This is a genomic window from Mesorhizobium sp. M1342 (assembly GCF_040317955.1).
In the GTDB taxonomy this organism is placed as follows: Bacteria; Pseudomonadota; Alphaproteobacteria; order Rhizobiales; family Rhizobiaceae; genus Mesorhizobium.
This window is the reverse complement of sequence record NZ_JAMYLI010000024.1, coordinates 1-18326: the sequence shown is the minus strand read 5'-3', so window position 1 is coordinate 18326 and position 18326 is coordinate 1. Positions and strand designations below refer to the sequence as shown.

The window sequence follows — 18326 nt, the reverse complement described above, 5'->3', positions numbered from 1 at the left end:
TCGGTGACCCGGCCTTCACAGGGAAGCAGCGCCTTTTTTCGGCTCCTTCGCTCCGAGCTTGTCGAGTGCAAGACGAACCTGACGCAGATCTTCCTGCCAACCGTCATCGTCGTCCATTGGACCCTCCGAGGCAGCCCGCTGCAACCCACGCGCCTCGGATTCGATCTCGCGCAGTTCGGCGATTTTCTGTTCGGTGGTCAGCAAGTCGTCTTCGACGATCTCCAGCACCCGCATTTCCCTGAACGTAGCCACGGCGTTCCTCCCGGCTGATGTCGATCACAACGCCGTGAGTGCCCCTCTGTTCCAGAGGGATCGCGCAACCGCATCGCAGCAGGCACGCCGCCACCGGTGATCGCCAATCGAGGAAGACCGGCGATCATTCGGCCGGGAAAAATGCCGGGCCGACCACGCGCACCGGCCACTCGCCGGCCTCGATCGAAAGGTGCTGGGCGGCACCTGGGGCTTCGGCATCGATCCCGGCGACGGCCGCAACCGTGCCGAGATCCGGCTTCGCCGTTGGCAGCGGAATAATGGCGTTGCGCATGTTGGCGGGCGTCACAGTCCTGGCTCGCAGTTCGGTGACCCGCTGGTAGTAGCGCTTGACGTCGCATGCCTTGAAATTCGCATCATCGCGATATCTGAAGGCTGCCGGCAGCTCGGTATAGGGTTTGCGCGTGTCGAGTGCGGTCATCTGGTCGGTTTCGAGGCTGGCGTCGCTCAACGTGTAGAGGTCGACGCTGGGGTCATCGCAGATGTAACGGCATTGATCGACCGTCTCCTTAAGATCGCCGCTGGCGGCGAACTGCGACTTTGGCGCCGGGAAGAAATACCCGTCCGACAGACGCACGCAAAACAGCATCGCATTGCCGGCGAACGTGGTGCTCGCCGATTGCGTGCTGGGCGCGGCGCGCACAGGCCGTTGCTTTGCCGAAGGCGCACAGCCAAGCGCGACGAGGCGCGCCTGCAGGCCCGCTGTGTCGCGGCCCGAATTCCCAGCGGCAGCGATCCGGCGCTGCACATCCGAGCGGCTCCTGGCGAGATCGGCGCAGGCGTTGAAGAGACCACCAAGCGAACTTTTCGCCGTGCACTGGCGCTGTCTCTCGATAGTCTGGATGGCTGCAAGTTGCCGGCGCAACTGGGCAAGCTCCGGGCTCGCCCCGCCGCTGCGGCCAGCCGAAAGCAACTGGCTTCTGATCGCGCCGCAGCTGTCCGCGTAGGACGAAAGCGTACCGAACAAAACTGCCGCCAGCGAAATAAATGCGATCACCATGGAAGGCCAGAAACGGATCATCGGGACAACTTGGTCCTTGTTGCGGAGAACCTGGAATCTAGAGCCCATGACTTCAGCAAGCTTCAGCTACATGAGTAATTTCTAATAATCTCAAGAGTTTCAACCTGAAGGACCTATTGTCTATTGTACTACGTCACCTCATGTAAATTCGATATTACATTTTTATTTCAAGATTGAGACGAACCTCGAAAGAAAGCGCAAGCCTGACCATGGCCGAGGATTTGCAACGCAACGGACCGAGATCAATGCGCCATTATCGCCATGCGTTCGAAACCTTTGCCGGGCCTTCCGCGTTGAAGGACCAAAGGGAGATTGCGGATGTCGATCCACTTCACCGTCTCGGACCTGACAAGAAACCTGTTTCACTCGCTGGGGCTGGACCAGCGCGCGCCAAGGCCACTCAATCCCGAGCAGAGCCTGTTGCTGGAATGCTATCTGGCCGGCCAGGTTCCTGAATCAGCCTGGAGCGACTACGTCTTCGAGACGCCCGATCTTGCCCGGCATGCCGAGGCAAGGCGCAGTCACCACTGAGCGGCAGCGCCTATTTTGGAGAAGCGAATTGCAATGTGAACACGTTGCCGGCGATCCCTTGCGCCAGCTTCGCTGAGAAGGTCAGGGGCAGACAATTCTGCAGGGCCGTTGTCGCGGCGTCGACAACGATCTCTTCGCCTTGGCATCGCCTTCCACCTTGATGGCTGTCGGCCTCGGTGGGCCGATTAGCGTGCCGTCCCGCTTGAAGCTGAAGCTCAAGGTGACGCTGGCAGTTCCAGCATCCGCCGGCGGTGTCCAGCATGCCTGAATGGCGGTCCCGACATCGTTCATTGTGTTCAGTTCAGCCGCATTTGAAGGATGAACAGCACTCGCCAGCATCACACCCACAACCGCAACCCGCTTCGCAACGTTTTTCATCGCCAGCCCTCATTTCGCGCCTGACCGATCATCCATGCCGGACTGGATGGTAGGGCCAACGCTGGCGATGACAATATCTCTCCGCAAAAGTTGACGTCAGAAAAGCGACACTGGACGAGGCCTCCGTGCCAGATCGCACTTGGCGACGGCGTGCGAAAGCAAAAAGGCCGGCATTGCGCCGACCTTTCCTATCGCTACGACGTTCTGCGCCAGTACATCCGTGGTCGCGGGCCGAAAGCGAATTGCCCGCAGTAGACAGGGCTTTGGTTAACGCATCCTTAACCTCAGGCCTTGGCCTGCGACTTCACATGCGCGATATAGCCGCGCACGTCGCCGGCCGGCTCGCTGTAAGCCTTGCCGAGCTTCTTCTCGATCGCCGCCACATAGTCCTTCGCCCATCGGGGCAGGGAATAGTCGATGACAGCCAGGAATTCGAGCGTCGCGGCCAGCCGGATGTCGGCGATCGAAGGATGCTTGCCGCCGATGAACGGCTTGCCGTCCCTGAAGAAGTTGTGGAAGACCTCCAGCGGCTCGGCGATCGCCGCCATCGCCGCCTTCTGGGCTTCGGACTTCCTGTCGGGGTGCGCGTCGCTGTGGCCGACCTCGCCGGCATAGTGCGGGAAGCCGAGCGCCGGATATGTCGCGCGCGCCACATAGGGGTAGAGCGTACCGATCAGGTAGAACATGGCACTGTCGACCATCGCCCGCTTGGCCGGCGCCTTCGGATAGAATTTCTCCAGCCCGTGCTTGTTGGCGAGATACTGCATGATGGCGCAGCTTTCCCACAGCACGCCTCTGGGGAGGCCCTTGTCCTCGATCATCGGTGTCAAATGGGCGGGATTTCGCGCCATGAATTCCGGCGAACGGGTGTGGCCCCAGGCATCGGTCTCGGCATGGTCGAAACCGGCCGCGCGCGCAAACACCCGCACGGTCATGTTGTTGACGCTGGGCTTCAGCATGCTGAGCTTCAGCGCCGGCTTCTTGGCCGGCTTCGCCTTGGCCCTAGGCGCGGCTTTTGCAGTCGCTTTCGCAGCAGGCTTGGCGGCCGCCTTGACCGCCGGCTTGGCGGTTGCCTTGGCCATGGATTTCTTCGCACTCTTCGTCGCTGTCTTGGCCATCTTGTTCCTCCCTCTGGTCTGTTCAGTATGGGTTCTTCGGTGCCCGGTCGTCCGACAAGGTGGCGCGGGAGCGCTCGACGAGCGCCTGGATCGCATCGGCGAGATGCACTTCCGCGATGTTGTAGTCGCCGCGCGCGACACGGATCTTGTGCGCTTCCATCAGCACGTCGGCATGGGCAAAGCCCGCCGGCGGTTCGAAGCGGTAGGACGCCAACTCGATCAGCAGGCCGAGCGGATCCTCGAAATAGATCGAATCCATGAAACCGCGATCCTTGACGCCGCTGTGCTTGATGCCGCGCTCGTCAAGCCGGGAGACCGCCTGCAGGAAGGTGACGCGCGACACCGAAAAGGCGATGTGGTGAACACAACCCGGATCGGTCGGCGTGCGCCGCTTCTCTGGTGTGCGGCTCTCGTCGGTGAAGATGGTGACCAGCCGGCCGTCGCCAGGATCGAAATAGAGGTGGCTTTCCCTCGGCTTGTCGAGATTGGGCTGTTCGAAGATGAACGGCATGCCGAGCACGCCTTCCCAGAAATCGATAGAGGTCTGGCGCCCGGCGCCGACCAGCGTGATGTGATGGACGCCCTGCGATTGCAGCTTCTGCATTGGCCTTCCTCCCGAGGCATCGACTGCCCGTCCGGATCCGCCCAACACCGGGCGTTCTGCGCGCCGCTGGAGCCGTGCCCGAGGACCCATGACGCGATGCTAATGCAATCGGGCCCACTGCTCCAGAAGCCACGAACGTAGCCAGGATCGAGCGATTGGTGGAGACAAGCTTGGTACGCCCAAGGGGAATCGAACCCCTGTTCCCGCCGTGAGAGGGCGGTGTCCTGACCGCTAGACGATGGGCGCGTTCAAGAACCGGCGATATAGGCTGAGCGCTGGGAAAAAGCAACTGGGCTTCGCCGGCTTTGTCGTATCGGGGAAAAGCCGTGCGCAAGCCTAGCGTTTCGGCTCGATCAGGTCCCAGAGATTGCCATGCAGATCGGCGAAAACCGCCACCGTGCCATAGGGCTCAAAGCGCGGCGCTTCGCGAAACTCGACGCCCTTTTCCAGCATCGCCGCGTGGTCACGGGCAAAGTCGTCGGTTTCGAGGAACAGGAAGACACGCCCGCCGGTCTGGTTGCCGATACTTTTGCTTTGTGCCTCGTCGGAAGCTTCGGCCAGAAGCAGCCTGGCGCCTTGGCCGCTGGCCGGTGCCACAGTGACCCAGCGCTTGCCACCGCCGAGATCGACATCCTCGATGAGCAGGAAGCCCAGCCGCTCGACATACCAGGCAATCGCCTCGTCATAGCTGGCGACGACCAGGGCGACGGTCGCGACGCGTCGACGTTCGGCGAACCCGATCATGCCTGTGGCTTGCTCATTGGCCTGCTGCCGTTCATCGTTGCGGCTCGGTCACTTGTTGCGGATCGCAAAGCGGCCGATCAGGCGTCGCTCGGTGATGTCGTAGACGAAGATCGTGCGGCTGCCGTCGGCAAGCTCGGCGTCGATCGAGACCCGATTGCCGGACAGCGACTGGCTGACCACCTTGGCGCCGACCGGCAGCACGATATCGCCGCTGACCGGTTCGCCAGCAGGTGTCTGGATGTCGCCGGCCAACGGCGGGTTCGTCGGCGGCGCATTGCGCGCTTTGTAGACAAGGGCGCCGATCACCACCATAAGGGCGAGGAACAGCAGGCCGAGATTGATCCCGACGAACCGGACGAGTTTCTTGCGCACCTTTTCGACCTCGGGGTCGAGCGGCTTTTCCTGGTCTTCCTCGGCAATTGGGGTGGCCATGACAAACAATCCGGAACGGTTTTTCAATGAGCGCTCATAGCGAAGAGACCCCTGAATTGATAGAGCACCAATTCATGCAGCCCACTGTGCTGGTGGCGGGCGCGGATGCGGCCGGCCTGCGCCTCGATCAGTGGCTTGCGGCGAGCCTCGGTCCGGACATGTCGCGCAGCCGCGTGCAGATGCTGATCAGGCAGGGCGCGGTCTCAGTCGACGGCAAGCCGATCGACGAGACCAAGCGCAAGATGACGCCAGGCGAAAGCGTGTCGGTTGTCATGCCGGAGCCCGAGCCGGCGGCGCCACAAGGCGAGAACATCGCGCTCGATGTGCTCTATGAGGACGATGAGCTGATCGTCATCAACAAGCCGGCGGGGCTTGTCGTTCATCCCGGTGCCGGCAACTGGACCGGCACGCTGGTCAACGCGCTGATCCATCACTGCGGCGACAGTCTTTCCGGCATCGGCGGCGTGCGCCGGCCGGGCATCGTCCACCGTCTCGACAAGGAGACCAGTGGCGTCATGGTGGTGGCCAAGACCGACCGCGCCCACAAGTCGCTGTCCGAAGCCTTCGCCGATCACGGCCTGACCGGCGACTTGGAGCGCGCCTATCTGGCGCTGGTCTGGGGCATACCGCAGAGGCCGACCGGAAGGGTCGACGCGCCGCTCGGCCGCGCCGCCGACCGCGTGCGCCGTGCCGTGGTGCCGGAAGGACGCGACGACGCCCGCCATGCGGTCACCCACTTCGCCGTGCAGGAGCGCTTCGGCGAGAACCAACAGGAGTTCGCCACGGCCAGCCTGGTCGAATGCCGGCTGGAAACTGGCCGCACCCACCAGATCCGCGTCCACATGGCGCATATCGGCCATCCCGTGGTCGGCGATCCCGACTACGGGATGGCCTTTCGCACCAAGGCCAACCGGCTGCCCGAACCGCTGAAAAGCCAGGTCAAGGCATTTCCCCGGCAGGCTTTGCATGCCTGGCTCCTTGCATTTCGCCATCCCACTACCCATCTAACGGTGAGGTTCGAAGCGCCTATACCGGGGGACATGGAGGAACTCGTAAGCGGTTTCCGCAAGCTCTGAACCTGCCACAGAAAAACCTGAGCGGCATTGTTCACTTCAACGTGACACACTGTTTCGTGTTGAACAAATGCCTGTCTTTTCTGGTTTTGTTCCTGTATAAGATCTGATGTCGCGGGCGAGCCTTTTGGTGCTCGCGTCACATGCCCGCCGCGTTTCGGGGGCATCACTCCAATAGAGAGGGGGCGCTATCATGGCCCAGTCATTACCCAGTATCGTTTCCGGCGAAGGCGGCCTCAGCCGCTACCTGGAAGAAATCCGTCGCTTTCCCATGCTGCAGCCGCAGGAAGAGTACATGCTCGCCAAGCGTTACGCCGAGCATGAAGACACCTCCGCTGCGCACAAGCTCGTCACCAGCCACCTCAGGCTCGTCGCCAAGATCGCCATGGGCTATCGCGGCTATGGCCTGCCGATCGGCGAAGTGATCTCGGAAGGCAATGTCGGCCTGATGCAGGCCGTCAAGAAATTCGAACCCGAGCGGGGCTTCCGCCTCGCGACCTACGCCATGTGGTGGATCAAGGCCTCGATCCAGGAGTACATCCTGCGCTCGTGGAGCCTGGTCAAGATGGGCACGACCGCCAACCAGAAGCGCCTGTTCTTCAACCTGCGCAAGGTGAAGGGCAAGATCCAGGCGCTCGACGATGGCGACTTGAAGCCCGACCAGATCGCCGAGATCGCCACCAGGCTGAACGTTTCCGAAGCCGAAGTGGTGTCGATGAACCGCCGCCTGTCCGGCGACGCCTCGCTCAACGCCCCGATCCGGGCGAGCGAAGGCGAATCCGGCGAATGGCAGGACTGGCTGGTCGACGACCACGAAAGCCAGGAAGAGATGCTAATCGAGCAGGACGAGCTGGAAAACCGGCGCGGCATGCTGTCGGGCGCTCTTGCCGTGCTTAACGAGCGCGAGCGGCGCATCTTCGAGGCCCGTCGCCTCGCCGAGGAGCCGCTGACGCTGGAAGAGCTGTCGTCCGAGTTCGACATCAGCCGCGAGCGCGTGCGCCAGATCGAGGTGCGCGCCTTCGAGAAGGTGCAGGATGCGGTCAAGGCCGCCGCCAAGCGCCAGACCCAGGCGCTGCGCACGATTGAGGCGCAGCCCGCGGCTTAAGGTCAGCTAAGGCAACAAAAATCAAGGCGGCGCCAGGAAACTGGCGCCGCCTTTTTTGTAGCGGACTGCAATGGTGGTTGGCGAAAGCGAAGGCGACATCCGATCTCCCCCCTTGCGGGGGAGATGTCCGGCAGGACAGAGGGGGGTGTGAAGGATCGCTACTTTCGGCGTCAGTCACCCAACCGAAGACTGAAGGCACAGCCACAATTAGCTGACAGGTTGGCGGGACAGCACCCCCTCTGCCCTGCCGGGCATCTCCCCCGCAAGGGGGGGAGATTGGCAACTTCGCCAACAGCCCCTCAAAGCCCGTCCAGCGGAAATTTCAGGTACCGCAGGCCATTGGCTTCGGGTTCGGGCAGCCTCCCGCCATTCATGTTGACCTGCAGCGCATGCAGGATCAGCCTTGGCATCGGCAGCGTCCTGTCGCGCGCCTCGCGCAGGGCGACGAACTCGGCCTCGCTGCGGGCGGCGGCAAGATGGGTGTTGGTTGCCTTCTGTATGGCGACCGTGCTTTCCCACAAAGGTTCGCGGCCGCCGGCCTGATAGTCATGGCCGACGAACACCCGCGTCTCGTCCGGCAACGCCAGAATGTCCTGGATCGAGCGCCAGAGCCGCGCGGCACTGCCGCCGGGAAAGTCCGTCCGCGCCGTGCCGCTGTCGGGCATGAACAGCGTATCGTGGACGAAGGCGGCATCACCGATCACATAGGTGATCGAGGCCAGCGTATGGCCGGGCGAGAACAGCACCTTGACCGGAAGAGTACCTACCTGGAACGTTTCGCCTTCACCAAACAGCCTGTCCCACTGCGAACCGTCGGCGGGAAAATCCGGCCAGTTGTAAATCGCTTTCCACAAATTCTGAACGTCGACGACCCTGTCGCCGATCGCCGTCGGCGCGCCGGTCTTCTCCCTCAGATAGTGCGCCGCCGAGAAATGGTCGGCATGCGGATGGGTGTCGAGGACCCATTCGACGCTCAGTCCCTGCTCGCTGACGAAGTCGAGCAGGACATCGGCATTCGTCGTTGCCGTAGCACCGGATTTCTCGTCGAAATCAAGGATCGGATCGATGATGGCGCATCGCTTCGTCGCCTGGTCGGCGACGACATACTGGATGGCCCCGGTCGGCTTGTCATAGAAGCCGCTGACCTGCGGCTTGGCCAAAGCTACGTCCAATTCCGGCTTCCCCAACTCTCGGTCGCCAGGAATGATTTTCTCTGACGACACCCGAGAGGAGCATGGTTGTCCGCTCGGGTGCGGCAGTCAAGTATCACTTGGCTCGCAAGGGCGAGAAGGCCAAAGATCGTTCCGAAGCGCCTGGGATCAGGCCGATGGCTGCTTGGTCTTCCGCAGATAGGGCAAAATGGTCTCGTAGGCGCCGAAGCGCTTGATCGCGTCTTCGTTGGAGACAGCAGCGGTGATGATAACGTCCTCGCCCTGCTTCCAATTCGCCGGTGTCGCCACCTGGTGCTTGGCGGTGAGATGCATGGAATCGACCGCGCGCAGGATCTCATCGAAATTGCGCCCCGTGGTCATCGGGTAAGTCAGCACCAGCTTGATCTTCTTGTCAGGTCCGATGACGTAGACCGAGCGCACCGTGGCATTGTCGGCCGGCGTACGGCCCTCCGACGTCTCGCCGGCACCGCCCGGCAGCATGTCATAGAGCTTGGCGACCTTGAGGTCCTTGTCGCCGATCAGCGGGTAGTTCACCGAATGACCGGTCGCCGTCTTGATGTCGTCCTGCCACTTGCCGTGACTTTCGACCGGATCGACCGAAATGCCGATGATCTTGACATTACGCTTCTTGAACTCGCCTTCGAGCCCCGCCATCGTGCCAAGCTCGGTCGTGCAAACCGGCGTGAAATTCTTCGGGTGACTGAACAGGATCGCCCATCCGTCACCGATCCAGTCGTGGAATTTGATCGTCCCTTGCGTGGTCTCGGCGGTAAAATCCGGCGCAATGTCGTTGATACGAAGGCTCATGGTACATCTCCCCTGTAAACGGAACCGTCGGCAGCGAGGAACAGCACGCGGCAATCACGCCGACATCAAGCTGTCCCGCCCGGCATCGTTGCATCTTAGCGCAAAAATCGTGGCTGCAAGATAATATGAAACTCTTGTGGGCGGCAGGCGAGCATTTTTATGCTGCCGAATACGCTGCGCGCGTATGAGAGCCTGTTGGGCTGGAGCCGAATACGCTGCGCGCGTATGAGAGCCTGTTGGGCTGGACAGGAAAGGTTCCTGCCTCAGGCTTTGTTGACCGCCAGCGTCACAGTCAGGTCTTCCATGCGCTGTGCCAGCGCGCCGAGCGCGTTGGTCAGCACGCTATCGCTTTTGTCGGCTTTGGTCAGAGCCTCGTCGCGGGTCTTGCGCAGGGTCAGCACTTCGCTTTCCATGCCCTTGACGCGTTTCTGCAACTCCGAGAGTTCATCCATCACCATGATGCCGGCCATCACGGTCAGCCGCTGATCGCCGATCTCGCCGAACGAGTCCTTCAGGTGTGAAACATAGCGGTCGAAGCGTTCGGCAAGGTCGATCAGATGCTCTTCCTGGCCCTCGTCGCAGGCCATGCGATACTGCTTGCCGTCGATTGAAACCGTGACCTGTGCCATCGGGCCAGCTCCTATCTGTCCAACACTGCGCGGATGGTTTCCATGGCGGTCACCAAACGTCGCGAGACTTCCTTGTTGGCATCTTCCAGCCGTTCGGCGCGCGCTTCGGAATTATCGAGTTCCTGCGCCAGCCGCGAGCGGTCGGCATTCATCCGCTGCACCTCGGCCTCGGCTTCGGAGTAGTCGCGTTCATGCTCGAGCTTGGCCGCGACGGCGTTTTCCAGCCCCTCGATGGCCTTGCCCAGCCTCGCGATGACTTCCTTGAGTGTGGCTTCCCCGGTCATGGCCTTCGTCCTGTGCCCTGCCCATCACCGAATCGTTCACGTTCAGAACGCGTTATCCCTGAAACATTAGGCACCGGGTGAAGGCAACGTCAACAAAGCTCTCGCGACTGTCCCCCGCTAACGCTAATGTAGGTCCGCCGCCGGCATCACAAGACCGGCAAATGTGCACCCGATTTGTTGACTAAAAGCCCGCGCCTGCTATGTGTCGCGCACCCTTTTCAAGGGCTCTCCCAAGCCCCCAAACCCCCACTTCTGGAGGAACCATGACGTCGCGTGAACAACATGACCGGATGGCCAATGCGATCCGCTTTCTCTCCATGGACGCCGTCGAGAAGGCAAATTCCGGCCATCCAGGCCTGCCCATGGGCTGCGCCGATATCGCCACGGTGCTGTTCACGCGCTTCCTGAAATATGATCCCAAGGCCCCGCACTGGGCCGACCGCGACCGTTTCATCCTGTCGGCCGGCCATGGCTCAATGCTGCTCTATTCGCTGCTGCATCTGACCGGCTACGAAGACATGACCCTCGACCAGATCAAGCACTTCCGTCAGTTGGGCTCGAAGACCGCCGGCCATCCCGAATATGGCCATGCCGCCGGCATAGAGACGACGACGGGCCCGCTCGGCCAGGGTCTCGCCAATTCGGTCGGCTTCGCGCTCGGCGAGCGCATCATGAACGCCGCCTTCGGCAACGATCTCGTCGATCATTACACCTATGTGCTGGCCGGCGACGGCTGCCTGATGGAAGGTGTTTCCCAGGAAGCCATCGCGCTTGCCGGCCATCTCAAGCTCAACAAGCTGATCGTCTTCTGGGACAACAACGACATCTCGATCGACGGCCCGGTCTCGCTGTCCGACAACACCGATCAGGTCGCCCGCTTCCGGGCCTCCGGCTGGAATGCCAGCCACATCGACGGCACCGATCCGGAAGCCATCGCTTATGCCATCGAAGCTGCCCGCCATTCCGACAAGCCGACGATGATCGCCTGCAAGACGACCATCGGCTTCGGCGCGCCAACCAAGGCTGGCACCAACAAGGCGCACGGCTCCCCCCTGGGCGCCGACGAAATCGCCGGCGCGCGCAAGTTCTTCAACTGGGATTCGCCGCCCTTCGAGATTCCAGCCGACATCCTCGACGCCTGGCGCACCGCCGGCAAGGCCGGCGTCAAGGCGCGTACAGACTGGGAAGGCCGCCTGGCCAAGGCCGATGCCAAGCTGAAGGCCGAGTTCGAGCGCCGCATCAGCGGCAAGCTGCCGTCCAATTTCGACGCCGTCATCGCTGATTACAAGAAGAAGCTGTCGGCCGACAAGCCGAAGGTCGCCACCCGCAAGTCTTCCGAGATGGCGCTGGAAGTCATCAACGGCGCCGTGCCCGAGACCATCGGCGGCTCCGCCGACCTGACCGGCTCCAACAACACCAAGACCAGCCAGACCAAGACCATCACGTCGGACGACTATGGCCAGCGCTATGTCCACTACGGCATCCGCGAGCATGGCATGGCGGCTGCGATCAACGGCCTGACGCTGCATGGCGGCCTCATCGCCTATGGCGGCACCTTCATGTGCTTCTCCGACTATGCCCGGCCGTCGATGCGGCTGGCCTCACTGATGGGCATCCGCTCGATCTTCGTCATGACCCATGATTCCATCGGTCTGGGCGAAGACGGCCCGACCCACCAGCCGGTCGAGCATCTGGCCGCATTGCGCGCCATTCCCAACCACAATGTCTTCCGCCCGGCCGACGCTGTGGAAACCGCCGAATGCTGGCAGATCGCCCTCGAGTCGGAAAAGACGCCGTCGACGCTGGCGCTGACACGCCAGAACCTGCCGACGGTACGCAACGAATTCGTTGCTGAGAATCTCAGCAGCCAGGGCGCCTACGAGCTGGCTGCCGCCAGCGGTGAAGCGGCGGTGACGATCTTCGCCACCGGCTCCGAGGTCGAGATCGCGCTCGGCGCCCGCGACCTGCTGGAAAAGCACGGCCATCCCACCCGCGTCGTCTCGGTGCCCTGCTTCGAACTGTTCGACCAGCAGAGCGACGACTACCGCAAGAAAACGATCGGCAACGCGCCAATCAAGATGGCGATCGAAGCCGGCATCCGCCAGGGCTGGGATCATCTGATCGGCTCCGACGGCATCTTCGTCGGCATGACCGGCTTTGGCGCCTCAGGCACCATTGAGCAGCTCTATCCGCATTTCGGCATCACCGCCGAAGCCGCGGCCAAGGCGGCGGAAACCCGCCTGCATGCCAAGTAGGTTCAAGGTTCGGCGAAATCGCGTAAGGCGGTCTCGCCGGGCCGGCCCAACTTAATCGATTTAAATCCACGCCACTGCGGCTGGATTCTTTCTGCTTCCACAGCTATGAAACTGCGGACCCCTCATCCGCCCTCCAACTCCCAGGGAGAGAATTATGACCGTCAGAGTTGCCATCAACGGATTCGGCCGCATCGGCCGCAACATCCTGCGCGCCATCCATGAATCCGGCCGCAAGGACATCGACGTCGTCGCCGTCAACGACCTCGGCCCGGTCGAGACCAACGCGCACCTCTTGCGCTACGACAGCGTGCACGGCCGTTTCCCGCATGAAGTCTCGGTGTCCGGCGACCAGATCACCGTCGGCAAGGAGACGTTCAAGGTCACCGCCATCAAGGATCCGACGCAGCTGCCGTGGAAGGAACTGGGCATCGACATCGCGCTCGAATGCACCGGCATCTTCACCGCCCGCGACAAGGCAGCGGCACACCTGACCGCCGGCGCCAAGCGCGTCATCGTTTCGGCCCCGGCCGAAGGCGCCGACCTCACCGTGGTCTACGGAATCAACCACGACCAGTTGACCAAGGACCATATCGTCATCTCGAATGCGTCCTGCACCACCAACTGCCTGGCGCCGCTGGCAGCCGTGCTGCATGAGGCGGTCGGCATCGAAAAGGGCATGATGACGACGATCCATTCCTACACCGGCGACCAGCCGACGCTGGACACCATGCACAAGGATCTCTACCGCGCCCGCGCCGCTGCCCTGTCGCAGATCCCGACCTCGACCGGTGCCGCCAAGGCGATCGGACTGGTGCTGCCCGACCTCAAGGGCAAGCTCGACGGCATCTCGATCCGCGTGCCGACCCCGAACGTCTCGGTCGTCGACTTCAAGTTCATCGCCAAGCGTTCGACCACGGTGCAGGAGATCAACGACGCGGTGATCGCCGCCTCCAACGGCAAGCTGAAGGGCATTCTCGGCGTCACCCATCACCCGAACGTGTCGATCGACTTCAATCACGATCCGCGCTCCTCGATCGTTGCGCTCGACCAGACCAAGGTGATGGACGGCAACTTCGTTTCGGTGCTGTCCTGGTACGACAATGAATGGGGGTTCTCCAACCGCATGGGCGACACCGCGGTCGCTTTCGGCAAGACCATCGCCTGATCACAAAACTCTCTTTTCGAGACTTGGAACGCCCGGCTTTGCCCGGGCGTTTTTCATGAGCGCAGCTTGCGCCTTTCCAAATTGTGTCCTGGACGCCAAAACATCCAAAAATCAGCGGCATAGGCCAAAAAGCCACCCTGCCGCCTTGCACTGGTCACGTCTTCGCCCCACTCTCTCGCAAAGCAGGAGACAGACGAATTTGAGGGGCTGATTTCAGGATGGAGCATGCGATCTATCTCGTCACGCTGGTCGGCACAGCGCTTGTCGTCGCCGCCGCGTTTTCGAGCCTGATCGCCTTCCGCTTCGGCGCCCCTCTTCTGCTCCTGTTTCTCTGCATTGGCCTCGCCACCGGCACCGACGGACTCGGTATCCAGTTCGACAACGCCCGCATCGCTTATTTTGCCGGCTCACTGGCGCTGGCCGTCATCCTGTTCGATTCCGGTTTCGGCACGCCGCTCAACGCCTTGCGGCAGGCTGCAGGCCCGGCTTTGTCGCTGGCGACCTTCGGCGTGCTTGTCACCACCAGCCTGTTCGGCGGCGCCGCCCATTATCTGCTCGATCTCACCTGGCTGGAATCCTTCCTGCTCGGGGCTGCCGTCGCCTCCACAGATGCGGCGGCCGTGTTCTTCCTGTTGCGAGCCGGCGAGATCAATCTGCGCGAACGCGTGCGCTCGACGCTGGAGGTGGAATCCGGCACCAACGACCCGATCGCCATCTTCCTGACCATCACGCTGGTAGAGATCATCGCCGCCCACGCCAACCCCGAGACCAATGTTCTGGTCACCAGCCTGTTTCTCGGCTTCCTCCTCAACATGGGCCTCGGTGCAATCGTAGGCGTGCTGGGCGGTCTCGCCATCGTGCGCCTCGTCGACCGGCTCAATCTCGACCACGGCCTGCTGCCGATCTTCGTGCTGACCTTGTCGCTGATGGTGTTTGCAGCAGCCGGCGCCATTGGCGGCTCAGGCTTCCTGGCGGTATATATTGCCGGCCTTATCGCCGGCAATTCCGACATCCGAGCCGTCACCATCCTCAAGCGTTTCCAGGACGGCATGTCGTGGCTGGCGCAGATCATCATGTTCCTCATCCTCGGCCTGTTCGCGACGCCGTCGCAGTTTCCGGCGATCATGGTGCCGGCGGTGCTGCTCGGCCTATTCCTGATGTTCGTGGCGCGGCCAGTCGCCGTCTGGCTCTGCCTGATCCCGTTCCGTCTGCCGCGCCCCGAAGTCGCCTTCATCTCGTGGGTCGGCCTGCGCGGCGCGGTGTCGATCCTGCTCGCCATCACCCCGCTGCTCGGCGGGCTGGAAAACGGCCGTGTCATCTTCAACAGCGCCTTCATCATCGTGCTCGTGTCGCTGGTCATCCAGGGCTGGACGGTCGGACCGCTGGCGCGCCGCCTCGGCCTGATCGTACCGGCACGGCTCGGACCGCTGGACAAGGTCGAGCTGGAACTGCCGGGCTCGGCCCATCACGAGCTTCTCGCCTATCGCGTCGCACACGGCAGCCCGGTGGCGCGCGGCGAGCGCATCCCGCGCTGGGCACGGCCCTCGCTGGTGCTGCGCGACGGCCGCTCGATGCGCTTCCAGGACATGGGCCGGCTCGCCGCCGGCGACCAGGTCTATATTTTCGTGCCGGACCGCTATCCGCGCCTGCTCGACAAGCTGTTCGCGAGCCGTGCCGTGGTCGATCCCGAGGATGCCGATTTCTTCGGTGCCTTCGCGGTCGACCCCGCGCGCTCCGCCGCTGAACTGGAAGCGGCCTATACGCCGGGCCTGACCGAAGCGGAGCAAAAGCTCACCGTTGGCGCGCTGGTCACGGCGCGGCTCGGCGGCCATGCCGAATATGCCGACCGCGTCCTGCTCGGCCCGATAGAACTGATCGTCCGCGACGTCGACGACAAGGGCAAGATCATAGGCCTCGGTCTGTCTTTCGAGCCGACCGCGCCGGTGGCGCGGGTGCCGGTCTTCCTCAGCGCCGGCGAAATCGGCGACCGTCTTTCCGCCTTCATCCGCAACTGGCGCAAGCCGACCGAGACGCAGGAGACCGAGGCGCGGGCGGACGAAAAGCCGGCCCCGGAGCCGGCGCCGGAAAAGGCAGCAACCGAAAGCTGACAAAACCGCTATTGAGCGCTGCCATTCATCCGCCCTGCCGGCGCAAGATCGTACCCAGTTCAAAATTTCGGTTCGAGCGCGCCCTAAGCCTTGCATCGTCACCGATGCGGGGTATGGTCCCCCGGTTTTTCGCGAAAGGAACCCGCATGGCCGCCTTCAAGACACTCGACGATATCGGCAACATCAGCGGCAAGCGCGTGCTGGTGCGCGTCGACCTCAACGTGCCTGTCACTGAGGGCAAAGTCACCGATGCCACCCGCATCGAACGCATCGCACCGACTATCGCCGAGCTATCGGCCAAGGGCGCCAAGGTCATCCTGCTCGCCCATTTCGGCCGGCCCAAGGATGGCCCCTCGCCCGAATTCTCGCTGGAGCCTATCGCCAGGGCGACAGCCGACGTGCTCGGCCGTCCCGTCGGTTTCGCCTCGGATTGCGTCGGCGACACGGCCGGAAGCGCTGTCGCCGCCATGAACAAGGGCGACGTGCTGCTGCTCGAAAACACCCGCTTCTACAAGGCCGAGGAGAAGAACGAGCCGGCCTTCACGGAAAAACTCGCCGCCAATGGCGATATCTTCGTCAACGACGCCTTCTCGGCCGCGCACCGCGCGCATTCTTCGACGGAGGGGCTGGCGCATCTGTTGCCGGCTTTTGCCGGCCGCACCATGCAAGCCGAGCTTGAGGCGCTGGAGAAGGGCCTGGGAAAACCGGTTCGTCCGGTCGTCGCCATTGTCGGTGGCGCCAAGGTCTCGACCAAGATCGACCTTTTGATGAACCTGGTGAAGAAGGTCGACGCACTCGTCATCGGCGGCGGCATGGCCAACACCTTTCTTGCCGCGCGTGGCACCAATGTCGGCAAATCGCTGTGCGAGCATGATCTCGCCGCGACCGCCAAGCAGATCATGATCGAGGCGGCCGAGGCCGGCTGCGCCATCATCCTGCCGGTCGACGGCGTCGTCGCCAGGGAGTTCAAGGCGGGCGCGGCCTGCGAGACCGTCGCTATATCGGATGTGCCGGCCGACGGCATGATCCTCGATGTCGGCGCCAAAACCGTGACGGCCATCGGCGAATGGATCGACCGCGCCGCGACACTGGTCTGGAACGGCCCGCTCGGCGCCTTCGAGATCGCGCCCTTCGATCATGCGACGGTGGCAGCTGCCAAGCACGCGGCGTCGCGCACCAAGGCCGGCAAGCTGGTCTCGGTCGCCGGCGGTGGCGATACGGTGGCGGCGCTCAACCATGCCGGCGTCGCCGACGACTTCACCTATGTCTCGACCGCCGGCGGCGCTTTCCTGGAATGGATGGAAGGCAAGCCGCTGCCCGGCGTCGACGTCTTGAAGCGCTGAGGCTCCGAGGCGATCAACACTCGGAGAGCGAACAAGGCCGCCCGAGGCTTTCAATCGATTCGAGCTTTCCGATGCCATTCCTTTGGCGGTAGACTTCCGTTAAGCGCGGAACAACCGTTTCAGGAGAAGCCACAATGAGCGAACGTCTCGAAGACATTGCCGCTGCGATCGTCGCCGATGGCAAGGGCCTGCTGGCCGCCGACGAAAGTTCGGGCACCATCAAGAAGCGCTTCGACGTCATTGGCGTCGAATCGACAGCCGACAGCCGCCGCGATTACCGCGAGATGATGTTCCGCACCAGGGAGGCAATGACCCGCTACATCTCCGGCGTCATCCTCTATGACGAGACGATCCGCCAGAAGGCCGCCGACGGCACGCCGCTGGTCGACATCATCAAGGCGGCCGGCGCCATCCCCGGCATCAAGGTCGATGCAGGCGCCAAGCCGCTGGCCAGGTTTCCCGGCGACACCATCACCGAAGGCCTCGATGGCCTGCGCGAGCGCCTTGCCGACTACTACAAGCTCGGCGCCCGCTTCGCCAAATGGCGCGCGGTGATCGACATCGATGTCGCCAAAGGCGTGCCTTCGGGGACCTCGATCGGCTCCAACGCCCATGCGCTCGCCCGCTATGCCGCTCTTTGCCAGGAAGCCGGCATCGTGCCGATCGTCGAACCGGAGGTGCTGATGGATGGCGCCCACGACATCGACACATGCTACGAGATCTCGAAGGCAACGCTGATCAAGCTCTATGACGAACTCCATGCGGCGCGCGTCGTGCTCGAAGGCACCATCCTGAAACCCAACATGGTGCTGGCCGGCAAGAAATCGGGCAAGGTGAGCAGCCCGGAAGAGGTCGCGGAAAAGACCATTAAATTGTTCCGCGAAACCGTGCCGGCAGCGGTGCCGGGCATCGCCTTCCTCTCCGGCGGCCAGGAGGACGAGGAGGCGACCGCCAACCTCAACGCCATCAACGCCATCGGGCCGCACCCGTGGAAGCTGACCTTCTCCTATGGCCGCGCGTTGCAGGCCGCGCCACAGAAAGCCTGGAGCGGCAAGGCCTCGAACGTTGCCGCCGGTCAGGCCGCCTTCACCCATCGCGCCCACATGAATCATTTGGCAGCGCTCGGAAAATGGAAGGCGAGCCTGGAACAGGCCGCCTGACCACAGTCCTTTCTTCCTCCTTCGAACCCGGGCCGATGCGCCTAATGCAGTTCACTTAGGCACCTTCAGTGTTCTGACAGGATATTTGGCTGGTAGCTTTTTGACGACACGGGGGCATGATCGCCCC

The 18326-nt window shown here is 62.7% G+C and carries 18 protein-coding genes, 1 tRNA gene and 1 pseudogene; 8 read left to right on the top strand and 12 right to left on the bottom strand.

Features of this window, described 5'->3' with window-relative positions; translation table 11 throughout:
* Window positions 1-15: 15 nt before the first annotated feature.
* Both NKH06_RS23285 and NKH06_RS23280 read right to left on the bottom strand, forming a co-directional pair.
* Window positions 16-252: a hypothetical protein gene (locus NKH06_RS23285; protein ID WP_352611786.1), complete on the bottom strand. Its 237-nt coding sequence runs from the start codon at window positions 250-252 to the stop codon at window positions 16-18.
* A 124-nt stretch (window positions 253-376) separates the two neighbouring features.
* Window positions 377-1291, bottom strand: coding sequence for a DUF2865 domain-containing protein (locus NKH06_RS23280; protein ID WP_352611785.1), 915 nt, complete (start codon window positions 1289-1291; stop codon window positions 377-379).
* A gap of 318 nt (window positions 1292-1609) precedes the next feature.
* Between NKH06_RS23280 and NKH06_RS23275 the strand changes: the two genes are divergently transcribed.
* Complete coding sequence (locus NKH06_RS23275) at window positions 1610-1822, top strand: hypothetical protein (protein WP_023810978.1); 213 nt, start codon at window positions 1610-1612, stop codon at window positions 1820-1822.
* 10 nt (window positions 1823-1832) lie between these two features.
* Here the strand turns inward: NKH06_RS23275 and NKH06_RS23270 are convergent.
* From NKH06_RS23270 to NKH06_RS23245, 6 genes and pseudogenes are all read right to left on the bottom strand, one after another.
* Window positions 1833-2113, bottom strand: a pseudogene (locus NKH06_RS23270) (UCP034077 family protein).
* A gap of 371 nt (window positions 2114-2484) precedes the next feature.
* Entirely contained in the window at window positions 2485-3318 is an 834-nt protein-coding gene (locus NKH06_RS23265) for a glutathione S-transferase family protein (protein ID WP_352894167.1), read from the bottom strand.
* Window positions 3319-3340: 22 nt separating this feature from the next.
* Entirely contained in the window at window positions 3341-3922 is a 582-nt protein-coding gene (locus NKH06_RS23260) for a VOC family protein (protein ID WP_352894165.1), read from the bottom strand.
* A 171-nt stretch (window positions 3923-4093) separates the two neighbouring features.
* Window positions 4094-4168: transfer RNA gene (locus tag NKH06_RS23255), tRNA-Glu, on the bottom strand.
* 90 nt (window positions 4169-4258) lie between these two features.
* Window positions 4259-4666, bottom strand: coding sequence for a VOC family protein (locus NKH06_RS23250; protein ID WP_352677400.1), 408 nt, complete (start codon window positions 4664-4666; stop codon window positions 4259-4261).
* Window positions 4667-4714: 48 nt separating this feature from the next.
* On the bottom strand, window positions 4715-5098 hold the full coding sequence (locus tag NKH06_RS23245) for a fimbrial protein (RefSeq protein ID WP_023810973.1): 384 nt from the start codon (window positions 5096-5098) through the stop codon (window positions 4715-4717).
* A gap of 26 nt (window positions 5099-5124) precedes the next feature.
* On the opposite strand from NKH06_RS23245, the gene NKH06_RS23240 reads away from it, so the two are divergent.
* Complete coding sequence (locus NKH06_RS23240; RefSeq protein ID WP_023810972.1) at window positions 5125-6174, top strand: RluA family pseudouridine synthase; 1050 nt, start codon at window positions 5125-5127, stop codon at window positions 6172-6174.
* Window positions 6175-6364: 190 nt separating this feature from the next.
* Window positions 6365-7276 (top strand): RNA polymerase sigma factor RpoH, encoded by a 912-nt coding sequence (gene rpoH, locus NKH06_RS23235; RefSeq protein WP_013529255.1) that lies wholly within the window; start codon window positions 6365-6367, stop codon window positions 7274-7276.
* Window positions 7277-7575: 299 nt separating this feature from the next.
* Here the strand turns inward: rpoH and NKH06_RS23230 are convergent, their stop codons facing one another.
* The 4 genes from NKH06_RS23230 to NKH06_RS23215 form a co-directional block, all read right to left on the bottom strand.
* Window positions 7576-8448, bottom strand: a complete 873-nt coding sequence (locus NKH06_RS23230; RefSeq protein ID WP_352894160.1) for an MBL fold metallo-hydrolase — start codon at window positions 8446-8448, stop codon at window positions 7576-7578.
* Window positions 8449-8595: 147 nt separating this feature from the next.
* A complete protein-coding gene (locus tag NKH06_RS23225; RefSeq protein ID WP_352894157.1) occupies window positions 8596-9255 on the bottom strand; it encodes a peroxiredoxin in 660 nt (219 codons plus the stop codon).
* Between the two features lie 263 nt (window positions 9256-9518).
* Complete coding sequence (locus tag NKH06_RS23220; RefSeq protein ID WP_352894155.1) at window positions 9519-9884, bottom strand: cell division protein ZapA; 366 nt, start codon at window positions 9882-9884, stop codon at window positions 9519-9521.
* 11 nt (window positions 9885-9895) lie between these two features.
* The gene (locus NKH06_RS23215; protein WP_013529251.1) at window positions 9896-10168 is read right to left on the bottom strand and encodes a DUF4164 domain-containing protein; all 273 of its coding nucleotides are present in this window, start codon (window positions 10166-10168) and stop codon (window positions 9896-9898) included.
* 263 nt (window positions 10169-10431) lie between these two features.
* Here NKH06_RS23215 and tkt point away from each other — a divergent pair, with 263 nt between their 5' ends.
* From tkt to NKH06_RS23190, 5 genes are all read left to right on the top strand, one after another.
* Window positions 10432-12423: a transketolase gene (tkt, locus tag NKH06_RS23210; RefSeq protein ID WP_128305872.1), complete on the top strand. Its 1992-nt coding sequence runs from the start codon at window positions 10432-10434 to the stop codon at window positions 12421-12423.
* Between the two features lie 154 nt (window positions 12424-12577).
* Window positions 12578-13588 (top strand): type I glyceraldehyde-3-phosphate dehydrogenase, encoded by a 1011-nt coding sequence (gene gap / locus NKH06_RS23205; RefSeq protein WP_352894152.1) that lies wholly within the window; start codon window positions 12578-12580, stop codon window positions 13586-13588.
* A 218-nt stretch (window positions 13589-13806) separates the two neighbouring features.
* Window positions 13807-15696, top strand: coding sequence for a potassium/proton antiporter (locus NKH06_RS23200; RefSeq protein ID WP_352894150.1), 1890 nt, complete (start codon window positions 13807-13809; stop codon window positions 15694-15696).
* A gap of 146 nt (window positions 15697-15842) precedes the next feature.
* Window positions 15843-17039: a phosphoglycerate kinase gene (locus tag NKH06_RS23195; RefSeq protein WP_127296842.1), complete on the top strand. Its 1197-nt coding sequence runs from the start codon at window positions 15843-15845 to the stop codon at window positions 17037-17039.
* 134 nt (window positions 17040-17173) lie between these two features.
* Window positions 17174-18199, top strand: coding sequence for a class I fructose-bisphosphate aldolase (locus tag NKH06_RS23190; protein WP_352894147.1), 1026 nt, complete (start codon window positions 17174-17176; stop codon window positions 18197-18199).
* Window positions 18200-18326: the final 127 nt, after the last annotated feature.